General features: G+C 39.1%; 14 protein-coding genes. 8 read left to right on the top strand and 6 right to left on the bottom strand.

The genetic code is table 11. From position 1 onward, the window contains the following. Nucleotides 1-28: 28 nt before the first annotated feature. The 3 genes from gyrA to DV942_RS00145 all read left to right on the top strand — a co-directional run bounded on the left by gyrA (nucleotide 29) and on the right by DV942_RS00145 (nucleotide 4,991). Nucleotides 29-2,632 carry a DNA gyrase subunit A gene (gyrA, locus tag DV942_RS00155; protein ID WP_145854261.1) on the top strand — a complete coding sequence of 868 codons (2,604 nt, stop codon included), beginning with the start codon at nucleotides 29-31 and terminating at the stop codon, nucleotides 2,630-2,632. 27 nt (nucleotides 2,633-2,659) lie between these two features. Beyond that, the gene (locus DV942_RS00150) at nucleotides 2,660-3,748 is read left to right on the top strand and encodes a tetratricopeptide repeat protein (RefSeq protein ID WP_145854259.1); all 1,089 of its coding nucleotides are present in this window, start codon (nucleotides 2,660-2,662) and stop codon (nucleotides 3,746-3,748) included. A 121-nt stretch (nucleotides 3,749-3,869) separates the two neighbouring features. Further along, entirely contained in the window at nucleotides 3,870-4,991 is a 1,122-nt protein-coding gene (locus DV942_RS00145; RefSeq protein WP_244950784.1) for a tetratricopeptide repeat protein, read from the top strand. 128 nt (nucleotides 4,992-5,119) lie between these two features. Here the strand turns inward: DV942_RS00145 and DV942_RS23605 are convergent, their stop codons facing one another. Both DV942_RS23605 and DV942_RS00140 read right to left on the bottom strand, forming a co-directional pair. Then, the gene (locus DV942_RS23605; protein ID WP_222431139.1) at nucleotides 5,120-5,413 is read right to left on the bottom strand and encodes a hypothetical protein; all 294 of its coding nucleotides are present in this window, start codon (nucleotides 5,411-5,413) and stop codon (nucleotides 5,120-5,122) included. A gap of 144 nt (nucleotides 5,414-5,557) precedes the next feature. Continuing rightward, nucleotides 5,558-9,928 (bottom strand): RecQ family ATP-dependent DNA helicase, encoded by a 4,371-nt coding sequence (locus DV942_RS00140; RefSeq protein WP_222431138.1) that lies wholly within the window; start codon nucleotides 9,926-9,928, stop codon nucleotides 5,558-5,560. Between the two features lie 139 nt (nucleotides 9,929-10,067). Between DV942_RS00140 and DV942_RS00135 the strand changes: the two genes are divergently transcribed. Then, on the top strand, nucleotides 10,068-10,688 hold the full coding sequence (locus tag DV942_RS00135; protein ID WP_145854255.1) for a hypothetical protein: 621 nt from the start codon (nucleotides 10,068-10,070) through the stop codon (nucleotides 10,686-10,688). A 66-nt stretch (nucleotides 10,689-10,754) separates the two neighbouring features. Then, a complete protein-coding gene (gene nfi, locus DV942_RS00130) occupies nucleotides 10,755-11,453 on the top strand; it encodes a deoxyribonuclease V (RefSeq protein WP_145861505.1) in 699 nt (232 codons plus the stop codon). Nucleotides 11,454-11,549: 96 nt separating this feature from the next. Here nfi and hemF read toward each other — a convergent pair whose 3' ends face one another. The 3 genes from hemF to DV942_RS00115 form a co-directional block, all read right to left on the bottom strand. Beyond that, entirely contained in the window at nucleotides 11,550-12,464 is a 915-nt protein-coding gene (gene hemF / locus DV942_RS00125; RefSeq protein ID WP_403001257.1) for an oxygen-dependent coproporphyrinogen oxidase, read from the bottom strand. A 112-nt stretch (nucleotides 12,465-12,576) separates the two neighbouring features. Beyond that, nucleotides 12,577-13,809 carry an MFS transporter gene (locus DV942_RS00120; protein WP_145854253.1) on the bottom strand — a complete coding sequence of 411 codons (1,233 nt, stop codon included), beginning with the start codon at nucleotides 13,807-13,809 and terminating at the stop codon, nucleotides 12,577-12,579. 92 nt (nucleotides 13,810-13,901) lie between these two features. Beyond that, nucleotides 13,902-14,162: a hypothetical protein gene (locus DV942_RS00115; protein WP_186462383.1), complete on the bottom strand. Its 261-nt coding sequence runs from the start codon at nucleotides 14,160-14,162 to the stop codon at nucleotides 13,902-13,904. A gap of 310 nt (nucleotides 14,163-14,472) precedes the next feature. Here DV942_RS00115 and DV942_RS00110 point away from each other — a divergent pair, with 310 nt between their 5' ends. The 3 genes from DV942_RS00110 (at nucleotide 14,473) to DV942_RS00100 (ending at nucleotide 17,232) form a co-directional block, all read left to right on the top strand. After that, on the top strand, nucleotides 14,473-14,958 hold the full coding sequence (locus DV942_RS00110; protein WP_145854248.1) for a DUF4442 domain-containing protein: 486 nt from the start codon (nucleotides 14,473-14,475) through the stop codon (nucleotides 14,956-14,958). Nucleotides 14,959-14,968: 10 nt separating this feature from the next. Continuing rightward, nucleotides 14,969-15,598, top strand: a complete 630-nt coding sequence (locus tag DV942_RS00105) for an AlbA family DNA-binding domain-containing protein (RefSeq protein ID WP_145854246.1) — start codon at nucleotides 14,969-14,971, stop codon at nucleotides 15,596-15,598. Between the two features lie 281 nt (nucleotides 15,599-15,879). Continuing rightward, nucleotides 15,880-17,232, top strand: coding sequence for an MATE family efflux transporter (locus DV942_RS00100; RefSeq protein WP_145854244.1), 1,353 nt, complete (start codon nucleotides 15,880-15,882; stop codon nucleotides 17,230-17,232). Between the two features lie 200 nt (nucleotides 17,233-17,432). Here DV942_RS00100 and DV942_RS00095 read toward each other — a convergent pair whose 3' ends face one another. Continuing rightward, a complete protein-coding gene (locus DV942_RS00095; RefSeq protein WP_145854243.1) occupies nucleotides 17,433-18,167 on the bottom strand; it encodes a hypothetical protein in 735 nt (244 codons plus the stop codon). Nucleotides 18,168-18,200: the final 33 nt, after the last annotated feature.

The raw sequence follows: 18,200 nt of genomic DNA, 5'->3' as shown, positions 1-18,200 counted from the left end.
TCGTTTCAAGTAGCGAGAATAATAATTTATGGCAGAAGATTTAGAGAATCAGCAGAACGACAAAATCATTCCAATTAACATAGAAGAGCAGATGAAATCGGCCTACATTGATTATTCAATGTCGGTTATCGTATCGAGGGCATTGCCTGATGTACGCGATGGATTAAAACCGGTACACCGCCGTGTTTTATATGGTATGCTTGATCTTGGTGTAACCAGCAATAAACCACATAAAAAATCTGCCCGTATTGTAGGGGAGGTTTTAGGTAAGTATCACCCACATGGTGATGCATCAGTATATTTTACCATGGTACGTATGGCCCAGGATTGGAGCTTGCGCTATCCTATGGTAGATGGTCAGGGAAACTTTGGCCACATTGACGGCGATTCTCCGGCGGCAATGCGTTATACGGAGGCGCGTTTTTCGAAAATCGCTGAAGAAATGCTTGCCGATATTAACAAAGATACGGTAGATTTTCAGTTAAACTTTGATGATACGCTACAAGAACCAACCGTTTTACCTGCAAAAATCCCTAACTTATTGGTTAACGGATCTTCTGGTATTGCAGTAGGTATGGCCACTAATATGGCACCACACAATTTAACAGAAGTAATTGATGGGGTGGTAAATTATATTGACAATAGGGATATTACCATAGAGGAATTAATGAAGTTTGTAAAAGCTCCTGATTTCCCTACCGGCGGTATCATTTATGGATATACCGGCGTTAAAGAAGCGTTCGAAACCGGCCGCGGACGTATTGTAATGCGTGCAAAAGCTGAAATAGAAAGCATTAAAGACCGGGAGGTTATTATAGTTACCGAAATTCCTTACCAGGTAAACAAAGCCCAGATGATTGAGCGTACTGCTGAATTGGTAGGCGAGAAAAAACTGGAGGGCATTGCCAACATTAAAGACGAATCGAACAAAGATGGTATCCGTATCGTGTACGAAATTAAACGCGATGCCAATGCCTCAATCGTTTTAAACAACCTATATAAATATACGGCCTTACAAACCTCTTTCAGCGTAAATAATATTGCACTGGTAAAGGGACGTCCACAAATGTTGAATCTTAAGGATTTGATTGTACATTTTGTGGATCACCGCCATGATGTAATCGTTCGTCGTACCAAATACGAACTGGCTGAGGCTGAAAAACGGGCACATATTTTAGAGGGTTATTTAATTGCTTTGGATCATTTAGATGAAGTAATTAAATTAATACGTGCTTCCGAAACACCAGATGAGGCCCGTTTAGGCCTGATGGAGAAATTCGGGCTGAGCGACCTTCAGGCACGTGCTATCCTTGATATGACTCTACGCCGTTTAACCGGACTAGAGCGTGATAAGATCAAAGAAGAATATGCCGAACTGATGAAAACCATCGAATATTTGAAATCTATCCTAGCAGATGAAGGTTTAAGGATGAAAATCATTAAAGACGAGCTGGAAGAAGTAAAACAGAAGTTTGGCGATGAGCGTAAAACCACCATCGTTCACTCGGCTGAAGATATGAGCATGGAAGATTTCATCGATGACGAAGAAGTGGTGATTACCATATCTCATGAAGGTTATGTTAAACGCACGCCGGCAAGCGAATTTAAAGCACAGGGCAGGGGCGGAAAAGGTTCTAAAGGCAGTACCTCAAGAAATGAAGATTTTATTGAGCACATGCTGGTGGCCACCAACCACAATTATATGTTATTCTTTACCGAAGCAGGAAGGTGTTTCTGGCTGAGGGTGTACGAAATTCCGGAAGGTTCAAGAACCAGTAAGGGAAGAGCGATACAGAATATCATTAATATTCCGAAAGAAGAGAAAATCAAAGCTTATATCAAAGTTAAAAACCTTAAAGACCAGGAATATTTAGAGAACAATTTCATCATTATGTGTACTAAAAAAGGTACCATTAAGAAAACTTCTCTTGAAGCATATTCACGTCCGCGTGTTAATGGTATCAATGCCATTAACATTAACGAAGGCGATATCTTGCTGGAGGCTTGTTTAACCAATGGCGAAAGCGAAATTGTAATGGCATTGCGTTCAGGCAGGGCCATCCGTTTCAACGAAAAAACCGTTCGTCCGATGGGTAGAACCGCTACCGGTGTACGTGGTGTCAGGCTTGCGCATGATCAGGATGAAGTTGTTGGCATGATTGCTGTAAACAATCCTGAGGTTACGGTGTTAGTAGTATCAGAAAAAGGATATGGTAAACGTACCGATATTGAAGATTACCGTGTAACCAACCGTGGTGGTAAAGGGGTAAAAACGATTAACGTTACTGAAAAAACCGGACAATTGGTTTCTATAAAAGACGTTACTGATAGCGAAGATCTGATGATCATTAACCGCTCAGGAATTGTCATCAGAATTCCGGTTTCAGCATTAAGGGTAATGGGACGCGCCACACAAGGGGTTCGTTTAATCTCATTAAAAGGCGATGACGAGATTGCTTCAGTAACAAAAATCGACCATGAGGAAGATGAAGAGGAAACAGTAGATTTAACTGATGTGGTAGTTACAGACGGCGAAGAGCTGGAAGCGGATACTTCACCTGACACTGATGATACTGAGACTGAAGAAGAAGAGGGGGAATCAGATAACGAAGCGGAAGAAGAAGAAAATTAAACTAAAAATAAGATTAGCATAAAAATTATGAAAAAAGTATTTCTAAGTATAGTTTTAGCAGGTGCGGTAAGCGCTGCATTTGCTCAGAAAAGTGAAGTTAATGCCGCAAAAAACGATTGGAATTTGTTCCAGATCACCAATTCCAGTTCAACAACTCCACTAGCTAAGAAACTTGAAGCTTTGGCAAAAGGTTTAGCCCATACAGATAAAGCTATTGCTGATGAGAAATCTAAAGTAATGCCTGAAGCATGGTCATACCGTGCACTATTTGCTTCCTCTGCAGCAATTTTGGATTCTACCAGTGCTGCAAATGCTGATGCGAATTTAAAAATTGCCCAGGATGCAATTGTTGAAGCAAAGAAATTAGATACCAAGGGTAATGAAAAAGATAACATCAGCTTAGCAGAAACCAATGTCAGCAACGCTGTCAGAAATGCTGGCGTAATTGCCTATAATAAAAAAGATTACAAAACTGCTTACGAGAAATTTGTGGCAGCAACTGTGATTAACCCACAAGATACTGCGATGTATCTGAACGCTGGTATTGCAGCGAGAAATATAGAGGATTATCCCGCGATGATTACTCAGTTTAAAAAAGTGATCTCTTTAAATTCACCTCAATCTAAAGATTTATATTCTGAGATACTGAATGCTACTTTAAGTAAGCAAAAAGATACTACGGCCGCATTAGCGCTAATCAAGGAAGCTACTGCAAAATTTCCTGAAAATACTGACTGGATCAAAACTGAAACACAGATTTATATTGATAGGGGTGACGCAGCAAAATCTGAGCAGATGTTAACAGCATTGGCCGCTAAGGAGCCAAACAATGCCAGTTATCAGGTTTTATTAGGCAATATCTATTTCAGTCAGGCGTTAAAATTACAAGCCGACAGAAATAAAATCGACTCCAAAAAAGTGAAAGAATTTAACGAAGTAACGGGTAAAATGAATGCTTTGTTGGATAAATCTCTTCCTTTTTACAAAAAAGCTTTAGAAATTGATGCTAAAAATCAAGGAGCTTTGGAAACGTTGAAAACCATCTATGCGTTCAGAAACGATACTAAAAATTACGAAGATATCAAAAAACGTTTAGACGCTTTGCCTAAAGAATAATTATGATACCAATTTAAAAAAAGAGCCCTGAAATTTCGGGGCTCTTTTTTTTATGTTTATTTTTATGGTTTATTACGGTTTACTACATATCTAGCTTATGCAAAATTGCTTTAAAATATCATTGATTGTCTTAATTTTCGTCTCTTTTAATGCTGTTGCCCAAAAAAGTCAGATCCTGATTGCCCGAAACGCAGTAGGTAAATTGCAGGCATCTATCGCCAATAAAGAAAATGAAAAAAAGCAATTGGCTATTATTAACGAAGGTTTAAAAGCTATTGAATCTGCAGAAAAAGATAATAAAACAAAAAAATGGGCAGAAACCTGGTCGATCAAATCTTATCTGATGTCTTTCGCGAGCTTAATAGATACCGATCCGAATAATGCCAATAAGTATTATGATAATGCGATTGATGCTGCTGCAAAGGCAAAATCGCTCGACCGCTACGACGACAATTCAGGCTTAATTAAGGCTTCCAACCACAATATCCTGATCAAAAAACAAGAAAAGGGCAATGAAGCTTTTTTTAACAACGATTTTAAGGAGGCATTTGCAGATTTGAAGGAGGTAGGCGATAATTTCCCTGCTGATACCACGTTGGCACTGAATACCGCCATTTGCGCCTTAAACATCCAGGCTTACGATGAAGCTTTAACTTATTTTAAACGTGCGAAAGAAAACGGGATCAAAAATCCATCAGTTTTTCAGAAAATGGCACAGATGTATGTTGTTAAATCGGAAACTGAAACCGCCATTAAAACCCTTGAAGAAGGATTGGCACTTAATCCTTTTAACCGTTTTTTAACCAACGACTATATCAACCTGTTGCTGGATACCGAAAACTATAGTAAAGCACAGGGATTAATCGAAAGCAATTTAAAGGTAGAAAAAGGCAATAAGTTACTTTATTTCCTTTATGGATACCTGCAGCAGATTGGCGGCAATAACGCTACGGCAATTTTAGCATATGATAAAGCATTGTCTACCGATCAGAATTATTTTGACGCTTTGTACCAATTAAGTCTGGCCTACATCAATACCGCAAATGAAACGCTGCGTAAAAGCGACGCAGATAAAACCGAAAAATATAAAGGTTTAATTAACCGTGCCCAGTTTGCTTTGCAGCGCGCCAACGAAATTAATCCGAACGATAAAAAAACCGTGCAGTTGCTGATCGATATCTACAATAAAAAAGGAGCAACAAACAAAGTACAGGAACTTAACCGCAGACTTCAGGAATTATAGAAGAGTTTTAAATTTAAAGCGATAGGGTACTGTTGCAATATACAACTTAACATAATATTAATTATAAGACATATAAATTGTAAGAAAGTAAATCGTTTTTGATCTCCACAAAATTAAATATATCATCCTCATCCTTTTTTCAGCAATAATGATGGCAACACAATCTTTGATTCTTTTTGTTTCTCCTCGTCTTTCCAGTACACTATAAAATTTATTTTCGCAGCAGCTATTTTAAATCCCTGGTCAAAACGCTCCTGTAGAATGTTTTTGAATTTTTGTGAATATTTCACGATGAGTTCACCATGACCATTTTTTAATCCTTGATCTGACGGCTGCAGACGTAAACCGCTAAAGCTTGAATTAATGCGATTCTGTATATGTTCGAAATAACCAAGCTGTACATCTCTAAGCGTAAGATGCATGGTTATTTGTTGCGGCTCAGGGTATTGGTTATCATCTTTGGCATATATAAGTCCGTTTGCGACAAAATGCCGGAGATAACTGCCTTGATAGTATATATTAAGGTTGGTTTTAGCTCTGGTAACGGCTACATAAAATTGTCGCTTCTACTCATCATTAAGGGGTTTAAAATGCTGTAATAATAGATATAAATTGTCAAATTCTTTACCTTTGGCTTTATGGATCGTAGAAACATATACTACTACTGCATCAATATCCACGAAATCTTCTACTTTAGATTCAAAAAGAAAAGCTTTCCAGTCACTTTTATATTTTTTAGCATTATTCACCTCCTCAAACTTACGTATTGCAGAAATAGCAATGTTTTTCTGGGCACTTGTTTCAATATAACCCATTAAACGCCGACTGGCCTCACTCCATTCTTCATCTGCTACCAGTGGACTGTCTGAAAAGGCATTGATCATATCAGAGAAAAGGCGTAGCTCGTAAAGATTTTGCAAGTTAAAGCCATCGTTTGACTGTATTAGCTGAGCCTTTACTCCTTTTTGCAAAAGCAGGCCACAGAGTAACACGGCTTCTTCATTGGTATGTGTAAGCACACAGGTAGATCCGGAAAGTTCCGCTGCGCTTAAATTATCAACCAGGGAAACGATAATTGGGTTTTTGGCATACTCAATAATATTGATCAGTCCGTTTTGATGTTGGCTTGCAAAACAAGGTTCAGTTTTGAGCCTGCCGCTGATGGTTTCTGCCCACTGGTTGGCTAACGATACGATATTGTTTTTGCTACGGTAATTTAGCGTAAGCTCATATTTAACAGCATCTTTTTCAGTAATAAAGGCTTGCATGTAGGCGGCATCTGCTCCGCGAAAACCATATATATTCTGGTCATCATCGCCAACCAATATTACCCGCATATCTTCATTTTGCTGCATCAGGGCTTGTACCAGTTCATACTCTTCTTTATTCATGTCCTGAGCCTCATCCACCACCAATACGGATTTTGTAATCCTGAAAGGCTCCATCTCCCCAACCCTAATTTTGTCAACCGCCGCTTGGATAATATTTTCAGAAGCCGTAAGGCTTCCTACCCTGCCTAACAAATCAAAGCAGTACGAATGGAAAGTCTTGATTTCGGTATAATGGGCAGCGTTACCAATGAGTTCCATCAACCGTTTCTTGAATTCTGTTGCCGCTGCACGCGAGAATGTAAGCATTAACAACTGTTCATGTTTTACATCCTCAGCCATTAGTAAAGAGGCTAACTTATGTACCAATAACTTTGTTTTGCCACTTCCGGGTCCGGCAGCTACAACGATGTACTGGCTGCTTGTATCATTAATGATCTTTAGCTGTGTTGGTGAAAGCGCACCAAATAATTTCATAAATTTTGCAGGCGTAAGGCTGCGTTTTATTTCATCCTGCCTGCTGCCGGGAAAATATTTCGAGAGAAAAGAAGGATAGTTTAGTTTAAAATAATCGTCGACAAATTTTAGCGCTTCATTATAGTTGCGGATCATTTTCTGGGCGTATTCTCCAACAATATGGATCTGTTGCACTTTTTGCTGATAAAACAGTTTCAGTTTGTCGTAATCACTTTCTTTATATTGTATACGGTTGTTCTTTTCAATCCGCTCAATGGTGAGCTTATTATGTACAACCATGAACCCGCCTTCTATCTTTATGTCGTCTATGCGCGACAGGTAAAAAAGACTGTCTTCAATATCATCGATATCAGCTTGTAGAGAAAACATGCCTTGCTCCTTCTTTACCATCTCTTTAAGTTCCTGTACAGAAAATTCAATCAAGACCTCTTCTTCTTCATTGTTATCAGATTTAACAAGTGCCAATGCTTTTCTGTGCAGATATTCTGTAATCATCCTTGCAAGAAGATGCCGCTTTTCCTGCTTTCCGCTAAAGATTGCTTTATCCACCAGTAAAGCGATCTGCATATGGTTTTTCGTGTGTTCTAAATTGCGGCGATTGATCCATTTTTTTATCGCCCAGAAGTTAATGATCGTCTTTAACTGGTTAAGCGAACTATCTTTGATACCGGAATTAAAAAATACCTCAATGATTTCCTTTAAATAGTAAGCTCCTTCCCCGTTTTTTAATTGTGACAGCAAGAGTTCTTCCTGTTTCCTAAAACTTTCTACAATGGCCAATGATCTGCTGGCAGACTCTGTCTTTTTAATAAAAGCTGTAAGGTCTTTGGTATGGGCCAGTATTTTTTCCTCGCGCATCAATTCAATTGCCCTAATTACATCTTCTTTGCACATACCCAATTGATCGGATATATAATCTACTCTCGACTCAGCAACCTCATCTGTTGATAATCTTTTGCTTTTGCTCGAAAAAAGTTTTTTAATAATCCGCACCGCTTGTTTCTGCTGACCTTCGGAAAATTTTTCTGATGCATAAATCCGCTCTATTGCTTCTTGTGCATTTTTACTCAATATGCTGGTCGCAAAAACCCTAGGCATATTTTGTCCTCGCTTTAAATAACCGGCATCTTCCAATGCTGCAATAGCGGTGGTTACCCTGGTTTCAATCTCACTGATGCCATCGTCCCAGCCTGCTTTCCTTGCTATCTCAAGCGCTGAATTAGAAGCTTTATCCCTTGATCTGGTTAACTCCTTTATGGCTTTCCATATCTGGTTTATTTCCTTGCTGCTAATTTTGGTTTGGTTGAGTAGGATGAAATGTTTATCCAGGTCTTCTCCACTAAAAAGTACAAAACAATCGGCCTGTAGCTGCTCATCACGCCCTGCCCTACCGGCCTCCTGTACATAATTCTCCAGCGAGTCGGAAATGTCGTAATGGATAACGGCGCCAACATCACTTTTGTCTACCCCCATACCAAATGCGGAAGTGGCCACCATAATGTTGACTTCACCGCGCATAAAAGCATTTTGATTTTGAGACTTTTCGTCTTTTTCCATTTTGCCATGATAGGCCTTGGCAACAAATCCATCTTTGGTTAGCTTGTGGGCCAAATTCCTGGCCCTTTTTGTACGCGATACGTAAACAATTGTAGGACAATTCTTTTCCTCGATGATATCTCTAAGCTGATTATATTTTTCATCCTCATTATCCCGTTGATAAACACGGTAATATAAGTTTGTGCGTGAAGCATCAGCCCTGAATACTTTTAAATCAAGTTGTAATTTCTCTTTAAAATAAGACCTGATATCTTCAATTACTTTCTGCCTTGCTGTGGCCGTGAAGCACGACACCGGAATGGTATGATTAAGTCCTTTCTTTTGCTGCAGATTTTTGATAAAATCGCCAATATATAGGTAGTCTACCCGGAAATCCTGCCCCCAGGATGAGAAACAATGTGCTTCGTCGATCACAAATCTGGCAATCTTCCTTTTAAGCAGCAGCCTTTCGATAGTAATTGAACGAAGCGATTCAGGCGAAATGTAAAGTAAGCTTGCATAGCCATTTTCTATACGTTCTATCGCTTTGCCACGATCTATCGGATCTAACATTCCGTTGATGGTTACCGCTTCTGTAATCCCTTTCTTTTCCAGGTTATCTACCTGGTCTTTCATCAAAGATTGTAAGGGAGCAATTACTACGGTTAAGGCCTTTGCATTTTCGCCGCTCATTAACGCAGGTACCTGGAAGGTAATAGACTTACCACCACCCGTTGGAAATACTGCCAGAATAGATTCGCCTTGGATAGCAGCCCTAACGGCATCCTCTTGGAGCGGCTCATCGCCATACTTACGAAACCCGGAAAAACTAAAATGCTTATTCAATGCCAATATCGGATCGTGGGCAAGTCTGCAATAATCACATCCACGCAAGCACGGATTGTTCCGCATCAGGAAAAGCAGGCGCTCTACATCTGGATAGTTTTTTAATACCCAGGGTGGTGTAATCGAAAAACGATCATCGCAATGGAGTAAAGCCAGCGTATAAGCCAAAGCAACAGGAGTTGTATCGATAAAATGATCTAGTTCAAATTCTTTGCAAACCTTACCTTGAAATAAAATACTGATATTAGTATTAAGCTGTTCTTTATTAACTGGTGCGGAATAATTAAAATATCTGAAGAAATTATCAAAACCGGTTTGATCATGCAACAGACCATACAAGATCAACTTAAAGCGCTCATCAAGCGTTGTAAAAGCCCTCAATTCATCGTAAAATAAGTCTTTTGCTTTTTTCGCATCGTTAAAAGGATTATTGCGCTCTTCGGTTTGAACTTTGTCGTCTTTTAACAAACGGTGATAAGGTAGTTTCGGAAACAATAAAGGCGATAATAACAAGGTATCAATAGCTTTATCGAAGCCCCATTCAGCATGACCAAAATACTTTTGCAGGTAAGCCAGATCATGTTTTACAATATTATGTCCACAAATAAAGTCGCACTTCCTGATAAAATCTACAAATTCTTCCGGGTGATTTTTATGAAAGCCCTGCCCATCTGACAACACACAGCCAATATCAAGCAATTGTTTGCCCGAGGCATTTAGCTCTATATCAAAGAAGGCTATATTGTTCATTTTCAGGTTTAATTCTGGTACATATTCCTAAAATAGTTAAAGTAATGAAATTTAATACTACTTTAATAGTTATTAGACCTTTATTTAAGCTTTTTAAAAAATAAAAATCCATACGCCGCTAATTAATTACATTTAAATTATGGATCAACTAGATTTACATTCGTTTTGGGAATTATTGCCACTAAAAGGCTTAGGACCTATACCGTTTCTCTCCGAGAAAACAGATGTACAGTTATATGATAAAATCTTGGGTAAAATCATAGCAGAAGAACACGAGAACCTGGAACAACGTAAACAGGATTTTCAGGATACGGTAAAACAATTCAGCCAATTTTTCAGTGAAGAAGATTTAAAAATCGCAATTGAAGCATTAGAGGAAACTATTGGCAATGAGCGGGACGATATTTCCACCACGTTCTGGGGATCAGGAATATCCCTGGACTACAAAGCAGATCATTTGGTAGAATTTTTTGCCGATGACCGCGCAAAACTGCTCCATTTTCAGGATATACCAATTTTTAGCGCTGAGCCAATTCATTTGATCGGCCAAATCAGTAAACAGTTAAATGAAATTCCTCTGATCAAAGATGAGGAAGTTGTTTTTCCGAAGCACCATCTTTTCTTATTTTCCTTTTTAAGCGAACAGGTAGATGGTCAATATCGTGAAGGATCAAAGAAAAACCGGTTAATAACCTGGAGAAATTCGCCCAGAACGCACGCTGTTAATTTAGCTGATTATCAACCATTAAAATTGTTTTGAGTTCTTCCCAATTTCATTGTCTTTAGGTTAATGCAAACAATTATGGCCTCAACTTGTACTAAAATTATGTACGACCATTACAGCTTCGAGGAAGCTACCGCTTATCAGACCGAACTCGCCAAAGAATTAAAGTTTCAGCAGCTCCAAAATATTGAAACGATTGCCGGGGCTGATATTTCTTTTAACAAAAACAGCGATACCATGTATGCGGGAATCGTAATACTCACCTATCCGGATATGGTTTTGAAATCTTTCTCGTTAGCAACTTATGAAACCAGTTTCCCTTATAAGCCTGGTTTTTTAGGTTTTAAAGAAGTGCCTGCATTATTAAAAGTTTGGGAATTGATTAAAAATAAACCAGATGTTGTGGTATTGGATGGAAATGGAATTTTACACCCGAGGCGAATGGGCGTTGCTTCACATTTTGGGATTTTGGCCAATCAAGCAACTATAGGTTGTGCCAAGAGCCTTTTATACGGTGAAAACCATGTTCCTGAAAATAAAAAATTAAGCACTACAGAAATTATCAGTCATGGCGAAACCTTAGGTTTCGCTTTACGCACAAAGATCAAGTGTGCGCCGGTTTACGTATCTGCTGGTCATTTAATTACCGCTTATCAAAGCCTGGAAATTGTAAAAAACTGCGTGGGGAATTACCGAATCCCTGAGCCAACACGTATGGCGCACAATATTGTAAACGATTTCAGAACCGGTAAACTGAAAGCTGGTTTTCATGAAGTATCTGCACCCTTAACGCTATTTTAACTCAAAGCCAGTATGCTGCACTCGTTCAGCATCTTCTGCATGAAAGCCCCTGAAAAAATACAATAGCTATCGGATCAGGGTGACGACACGATCAACCTAAATCCAGTTAATCCCTTTTTTAAGCAATTGCAGCGTTTTGTATTCTTCTGAATCTATTGCTGGCTGCACATTGTAGCCCCAATTGGCCTGTGGCGGTAAACTCATTAAAATCGACTCGATCCGACCGTTGGTTTCCAAGCCAAATTTTGTTCCTGAATCGTATACCAAATTAAATTCTACATACCGGCTACGGCGTTGGTATTGCCACTCTTTCTGAGTTTCGGTAAATTCCTTATCCCGGTTACGGTCGATTAATTCGGTATAAATCGGTAAAAACGTTTCACCAATGTTGATAGAGAAATCTAGAATCTGTTCCCATGACAGATTGGTGTTTTCAGGTTTCAAGCGATCGTAAAAAATGCCGCCAATACCGCGTGTTTCTTCACGGTGTTTAATAAAGAAATAATCATCAGCATGTGTTTTAAATTTTGGATAAAATTCAGTGCTGAAATCGTCGCATGCCTGCTTTAATTTATGATGAAAGAAACGTGCATCGTTCTCGAAAACATAATGCGGTGTTAAATCGATACCACCACCAAACCAACGCGTTTCCTCATTGAGTTCAAAATAACGGATATTCATGTGAATGATTGGTACCAGTGGATGATTTGGATGGATTACGATAGAAACGCCTGTAGCAAAAAAATCATCCTCATTAACCTTGAAGGCTTTTTTTACCGCTTCCGGCAGCTTACCATGTACAGCAGAAAAATTAACGCCACCCTTTTCGATGATTGCGCCATTTTGCATAATCCGGGTACGCCCGCCTCCCCCGCCATTTCTCTCCCAGAGCTCTTCCTCAAATTTTCCTTTGCCATCTGCAATTTCCAGTCCCCTGCAAATTTCATCCTGTATTTGCTTATATCTTACTGCTACTTCTTCTTTGAACATGATGATTTTTTCTATTTCCATACAAATTTAAAGCTAATAAGGCAGCTATATTGATTTATGTTTATATAGTACATTGCGTTGACATTGCTTTTTAGCCAGAAGTCTTTCATCTCCGCTGTCCTGAATCCTGCGGCTAATGTTCCAGGTAATTAAGGTCTTTATTAAAGCTTTCTTTTAAATAGGCAACAGAAATCATGGCAATGACAGTTACAATCCCCATCACAATAAAACCGGCAGATACAATGTTGTAGCGATGCACAAAAAATTCGAAAACAAACGTGATCGGAATCAAAGCGCCACGCACAAAGTTGGGCGCTGTAGTGGTAACTGTTGAGCGGATGTTTGTACCAAACTGTTCGGCAGCAATGGTCACAAACGTTGCCCAATAACCAACTGCAAAACCCATAAAAAGGCAGATCAGGATAAAATTACTTTCTGTTAAACCAGTACTATTTAAATAAACCAGGACGGTGATTACCGATAAACTTTGAAAAATAAGTACTGTTTTTTTACGCGATCTTAAAACCTGTGCTAAAATACCACAAACCACATCGCCAATGGCAATACCAAAATAGGTATACATAATGCCGGTTCCTGCATTCAAGGCATCCTTAGCGCCCAATGCTTTACCTATTTCTGGTGACTGGGTAACTAAAATCCCGACAATAAACCAGAGCGGAAGGCCGAGACAGATACAGGCCAAGTACTTTAAGAATCTTTTCCGATCAGAAAATAGCATAAAGAAATTACCTTTTGAAACCTGTTTATCCTGCTCAGCATGTTTAAACATACCCGATTCGAAAGTGCCTACACGCAAAAGCAATAACAGCAAGCCCATACCGCCACCTACAAAATAAGACGTTTGCCAGGTAAAATGCTTTCCAATGGTAGCTGCTGCCGCGGCGCCCAGTAAACCGATGCCAGCCACCACCATGGTACCGTAACCACGTTTCTCTTTATCCATGGTTTCCGTAACAAGGGTAATGCCCGCACCCAATTCGCCCGCTAAGCCAATGCCTGCTATAAACCGGATCATGGCATAGGTATGCACATCAGTAGCAAAACCATTGGCTATATTTGCCAATGAATACATCAAAATTGATCCGAATAATACTTTGATCCGCCCGAATTTATCGCCTATTATTCCCCAAAGTAAGCCTCCAAGCAACAGGCCAAACATCTGCATATTGATGACGTATTCCCCTTCGGTACGCATATGTGCTGCAGAAACCCCTATATCGGTAAAACTTTTTAAGCGCACTACCGAAAACAGAACGAGGTCGTAAATATCGACGAAATAGCCCAGAGCAGCTACAATAACTAAAAAAATTACATTACGGCTGTTGGTTTTAGCTTGATGATCCATTTAACTATTTGGTTTAATCGCTGAAAGTACGCATTAACACAAATATTTAAAATAGATTTCTAAAATAAAAGCCACCTCTGTGTGGGTGGCTTTTAAGATCCTACATAGGAGGATTTTGTTTTGTCGTGTCGGGTGGCATTTTTGTTGTCGTGTCTGGCATTGATTTGGATGTTGTATCCATTGGCGCCGTTGTTGTCGAATCCGTTGTTGTGCTGTCTGAAGAACCAGCCATGTTTTTTGACGAATTGCATGCTGATGTGGCTATCATAAGAGAACCAGCAAAAGCAAGACTTAAAATTATCTTTTTCATAGTTTTTAATGTTATCTATCATCCAAAACAACCTTACAATCATTTGGTTTTAAATATTATCCGATAAAGGATAATATTTTCGCGAATAAACACCAGCTATTGAGCGTTAACGAAGAAGATCAAACGGTATTTATTGTCATTTTTAATTTTCGAGATAATATCATCATACATTCCAGTATATTATTTCCCTAAATACTGTTTAACCATAAGCTAAGCTGCTACAAAAATAACTATATAACCAAAAGTCTTGATCGAGATGCCATAAAAAGGGAATCTGTCATTTCAGAAAAATATGACCAAAACAAGATCGGTAAAACTTTAAAAGGTGATAAAACTTTCTGATATTAGTAAATATGATTATTTCTCAAAACACCCTTAAATGGGTAATGCGTTTTTACCCACCCCTATTTTTTCAACGCATTTGGGTTCAGAAATTTGACAACGACTTTAGAAGCTGTACGGTTAAACTGAGCAAGAGTTTTCTGAATAAAAATTACAATGGTTCTATTTTTGGAGGAACTATTTACGCAGCTACAGATCCATTTTACGCGCTTTTATTTGATCAGCTGATGCAGCGTCGGGGATTTAAAGTCCGGGTTTGGCTTAAGAGTGCTTCTATACAATATTTAAAACCCGGACGTTCTACTTTATATTTCACCATTACAGTAACTGATGACATGCTTAATGAAGCTGAGCATGCTTTAAGAACCATTGGAAAGTTCGTAAAAGCCTACCCTATGGAGATCACCAATAAAAAAGGCGAATTGTGTGCAACCGTAATGAATGAAGTGTACATCAGAAACCTGCACCAGGGCGAAACACCAAGAGTTGCTTACTAATTTTTAGATTATGCCGAGTATTAAGAATTTAATTTTGCAGGGTGAGGGCGTGATGCTGGATTTTAAAAAAACCATTACGAGTACCGAAAAAATAGCTAAGAGTTTGGTTGCTTTCGCCAATAATAAAGGTGGCAAATTATTAATTGGCATTGCAGATAATGGATCCGTTAAGGGAGTGAAATCTGAAGAGGAAGAGAAATACATGATTTTAACTGCTGCACATCAGTTCTGCAAACCGGCTATTGAACCTCATTTTGAAGAGATTTACGTAGATGATAAGCTCGTTTTGGTGGTTGAAATCCCTGAAAGTGATACCAAACCGCACTATGCACTTGATCATCAAAAAAAATGGTGGGCATATATCCGCATTGATGATAAAAGCGTTTTAGCCAGCCGGATTATTCTCGAAGTGCTTAAACAGGAGGATAAAAACAATGGTGTACTCATCTCCTATTCTGATAATGAAAAAAAATTGCTCGAATACCTCGAGCAAAATGGAAAGATTACCCTGAAAGAATTTAGCAAACTTTTGCGGAGTTCGTACCGCAAGGCCCAGAAAGTACTGGTTAATTTAATTTTAACTAACGTAATCAAATCGCATACCACCGAAAAGGAAGAGTATTTTACGGCCGTGAGGTAGTTAAGTATCTTTATAAGTTGATTTAATTAGGTTAGTCGTCATTCCCGCGCAGGCGGGAATCTTAATCTTTAGACTTATTGCATTAAGATTCCCAAGCAAGTTGGGAATGACGATCCGCTTGCTAAGTATTCTAACTGAGCACAATCCAGAAAATTCGGAAGAAAAATCTATCTCTCTAAATTTCCAAATTCAAAGTACTTCAGTCACCAGGTCGGCCATCATATATTAACTTTTCTACATCCCTATTTTATGAGGTTTAAAAAACCGATCTTTGCAAACTCATGTTTTCTAAAATTTACAACCGGTATAAGCCCTATTATAAAGAAAATCTTCATTTGGCCTTGCCAATTGTGGGCTCGCAGGTTGGCCATACTTTGGTGCATATGGCCGATAGCATCATTGTGGGTCATTTTACCGATACCATTCAGTTAGCTGCTGTTTCGCTGGTGAACAGTATCTTTATGCTCATTCTCGTAATTGGCCTTGGCATCTCTTATGGTTTAACCCCGCTTATTGCACAGGAAAACGGCCGGCAACATTATGATGAATGCGGGAAGCTTTTGTCAAACAGTTTGATCATTAACATTTGTGTTGGCGTATTATTATATTTGCTGGTGCAAGTGGGGATATTTTTTGTTATTGATCGCCTGAACCAGACGCCCGAGGTAGTACGCTATGCAAAACCTTATCTCAACCTTTTATCTGTTTCGATTATTCCTTTGTTGATTTTCCAGACATTTAAGCAATTTGCCGAAGGTTTAGGCTTTACCAAACAAGCCATGTTTGTTTCCATCTGGGGAAATGCCATTAATATTATTTTAGGAATTATCTTCGTGAAAGGCATGTTTGGCGTCCAATCTATGGGCGTTAGCGGTGTGGGTTTAAGTACGCTGATAGACAGGATTTTGATGGCTGCTGTGATGTGCTTTTATGTATTACGCTCGAAGCATTTTAAAAAGTATCTGACCGGTTTTAAGGCAACTTTTTTTGATAAGATGAGGGCGGTTAAAATCGCTAAAATCGGAATGCCGGTAGCGATGCAATATTCTTTTGAAATCAGTGCTTTTAGTGGTGCTGCACTATTAATCGGTACCATTGGTGCGATTGAACAGGCCGCACACCAGATTGCCATTAGTTTAGCGGCTATGACGTATATGATCGCCAGTGGCGTGGCATCGGCAGCAACCATTAAAACCGGAAATAACTTTGGTAAAAATAATTTCGATGACCTTCGTAAATCGGCAATCGCCAGCTATCATGTAATATTGCTATTTATGTCATGTACCGCGGTCATTTTTGTAATTGCTAATGATTTGATGCCTTTTATCTATACCGAAGATGCCACAGTAATTCCAATTGCGGCACAACTATTAATCATCGCAGGCTTCTTTCAGCTTTTTGATGGCACACAGGTGGTTGGATTGGGGGTTTTACGCGGTATGGGTGACGTAAACATGCCAACCTTAATTACCTTTTTAGCCTATTGGGTAGTTGGGATCCCGATTGGCTATGTTTTGGGATTTCATTTCAACTTAGGCGTTAATGGAATCTGGTATGGATTAACATTGGGCTTATTAACAGCCTCTATCCTGTTGTTTTTAAGGTTTCAGAATAAGACGAGGAGTTTGAATTAAACGATCGTCATCTCGACTGAAGCGCAGCGCAATGGAGAGATCTTATAATCAAAGATAACCTAGAGATCGATTTAGCTTCTCGGAGCCTTCGGGTTCTCGACTCCGTTGCACTTCACTCGAAATGACGGTAATTGTGGCGTGCAATAACGACGTTTATTTGATGTCATACCAAGTGACTTTAGAAAAAAGGAACAACTAAATTATTTTCCCCCAACATTCACCACAACCCCTATGGTAAAAATGGAGTTACCAGCCGACATATATTTGCGATTCTTTAAGCCTATATTGCTGCTTGTGGTATACTGAAGCTGAAAAGTTTTGCTGAGCGCCATCCGCGTAAAAAAAACCGGCTCAAAGAAAATATTATCTTCTTTAGGCTGCACTGCACCATTTAAAAAGAACCGATCCATTTTAATATGACTAATCCTCAGAGCGGTACCATAATTAATGGGGAAATCGGTTCCGAACAAGCGCAAATTATTTTTCTTCTTCGAGCTGTAGTTTACCTGCAAGAATGTTTTTCTGTAATCAACTTCCTGCAGTTCAGAACTAACGAGGATATCATTTTTATAATCACGGAATGTAATATCGCTCCAACCTTTTCCTACACCCGCATAAATTTCGATAATGCGGTTATCATCCGGACCAAAAGTATCGAAATAACCTCCTCCGATTTCAATCAGTTTGTGCCCGAAATCTTTGGTTTTTCTTTCACTGTTCATCCTTGAGCCGCTAAATAACACGCCTATATGATCAGAAACCGCATAAGCACCATTAACGCTGGCATTGCCTTTTAAAGAGATGTGCGCACCACCACTAAATTCACCCTGTTTACTTAACATGGGCGTATTTGGAACGTTCGGCATATATACGGAAGAACAACTGGCTGCAAAAAGCACTAAAACTGGGAGTGTAAAACGTAGGTATTTGATCATAGATGTTTATATAAACAGATTTTGGCGTTAAAA

The sequence above is a fragment of the Pedobacter suwonensis genome (assembly GCF_007833675.1).
Lineage (GTDB): Bacteria > Bacteroidota > Bacteroidia > Sphingobacteriales > Sphingobacteriaceae > Pedobacter > Pedobacter suwonensis.
This window is presented reverse-complemented; position numbering and strand designations above follow the sequence as displayed.

Coding starts and splice junctions, on each gene's coding strand:
- DV942_RS23605 (WP_222431139.1), bottom strand. CDS start 5,413: ATGCATCTTACGCTTAGAGATGTACAGCTTGGTTATTTCGAACATATA.
- hemF (WP_403001257.1), bottom strand. CDS start 12,464: ATGGAAATAGAAAAAATCATCATGTTCAAAGAAGAAGTAGCAGTAAGA.
- DV942_RS00150 (WP_145854259.1), top strand. CDS start 2,660: ATGAAAAAAGTATTTCTAAGTATAGTTTTAGCAGGTGCGGTAAGCGCT.
- DV942_RS00120 (WP_145854253.1), bottom strand. CDS start 13,809: ATGGATCATCAAGCTAAAACCAACAGCCGTAATGTAATTTTTTTAGTT.
- DV942_RS00140 (WP_222431138.1), bottom strand. CDS start 9,928: ATGAACAATATAGCCTTCTTTGATATAGAGCTAAATGCCTCGGGCAAA.
- DV942_RS00105 (WP_145854246.1), top strand. CDS start 14,969: ATGCCGAGTATTAAGAATTTAATTTTGCAGGGTGAGGGCGTGATGCTG.
- DV942_RS00095 (WP_145854243.1), bottom strand. CDS start 18,167: ATGATCAAATACCTACGTTTTACACTCCCAGTTTTAGTGCTTTTTGCA.
- DV942_RS00115 (WP_186462383.1), bottom strand. CDS start 14,162: ATGATTGTAAGGTTGTTTTGGATGATAGATAACATTAAAAACTATGAA.
- nfi (WP_145861505.1), top strand. CDS start 10,755: ATGTACGACCATTACAGCTTCGAGGAAGCTACCGCTTATCAGACCGAA.
- DV942_RS00135 (WP_145854255.1), top strand. CDS start 10,068: ATGGATCAACTAGATTTACATTCGTTTTGGGAATTATTGCCACTAAAA.
- DV942_RS00110 (WP_145854248.1), top strand. CDS start 14,473: ATGATTATTTCTCAAAACACCCTTAAATGGGTAATGCGTTTTTACCCA.
- gyrA (WP_145854261.1), top strand. CDS start 29: ATGGCAGAAGATTTAGAGAATCAGCAGAACGACAAAATCATTCCAATT.
- DV942_RS00100 (WP_145854244.1), top strand. CDS start 15,880: ATGTTTTCTAAAATTTACAACCGGTATAAGCCCTATTATAAAGAAAAT.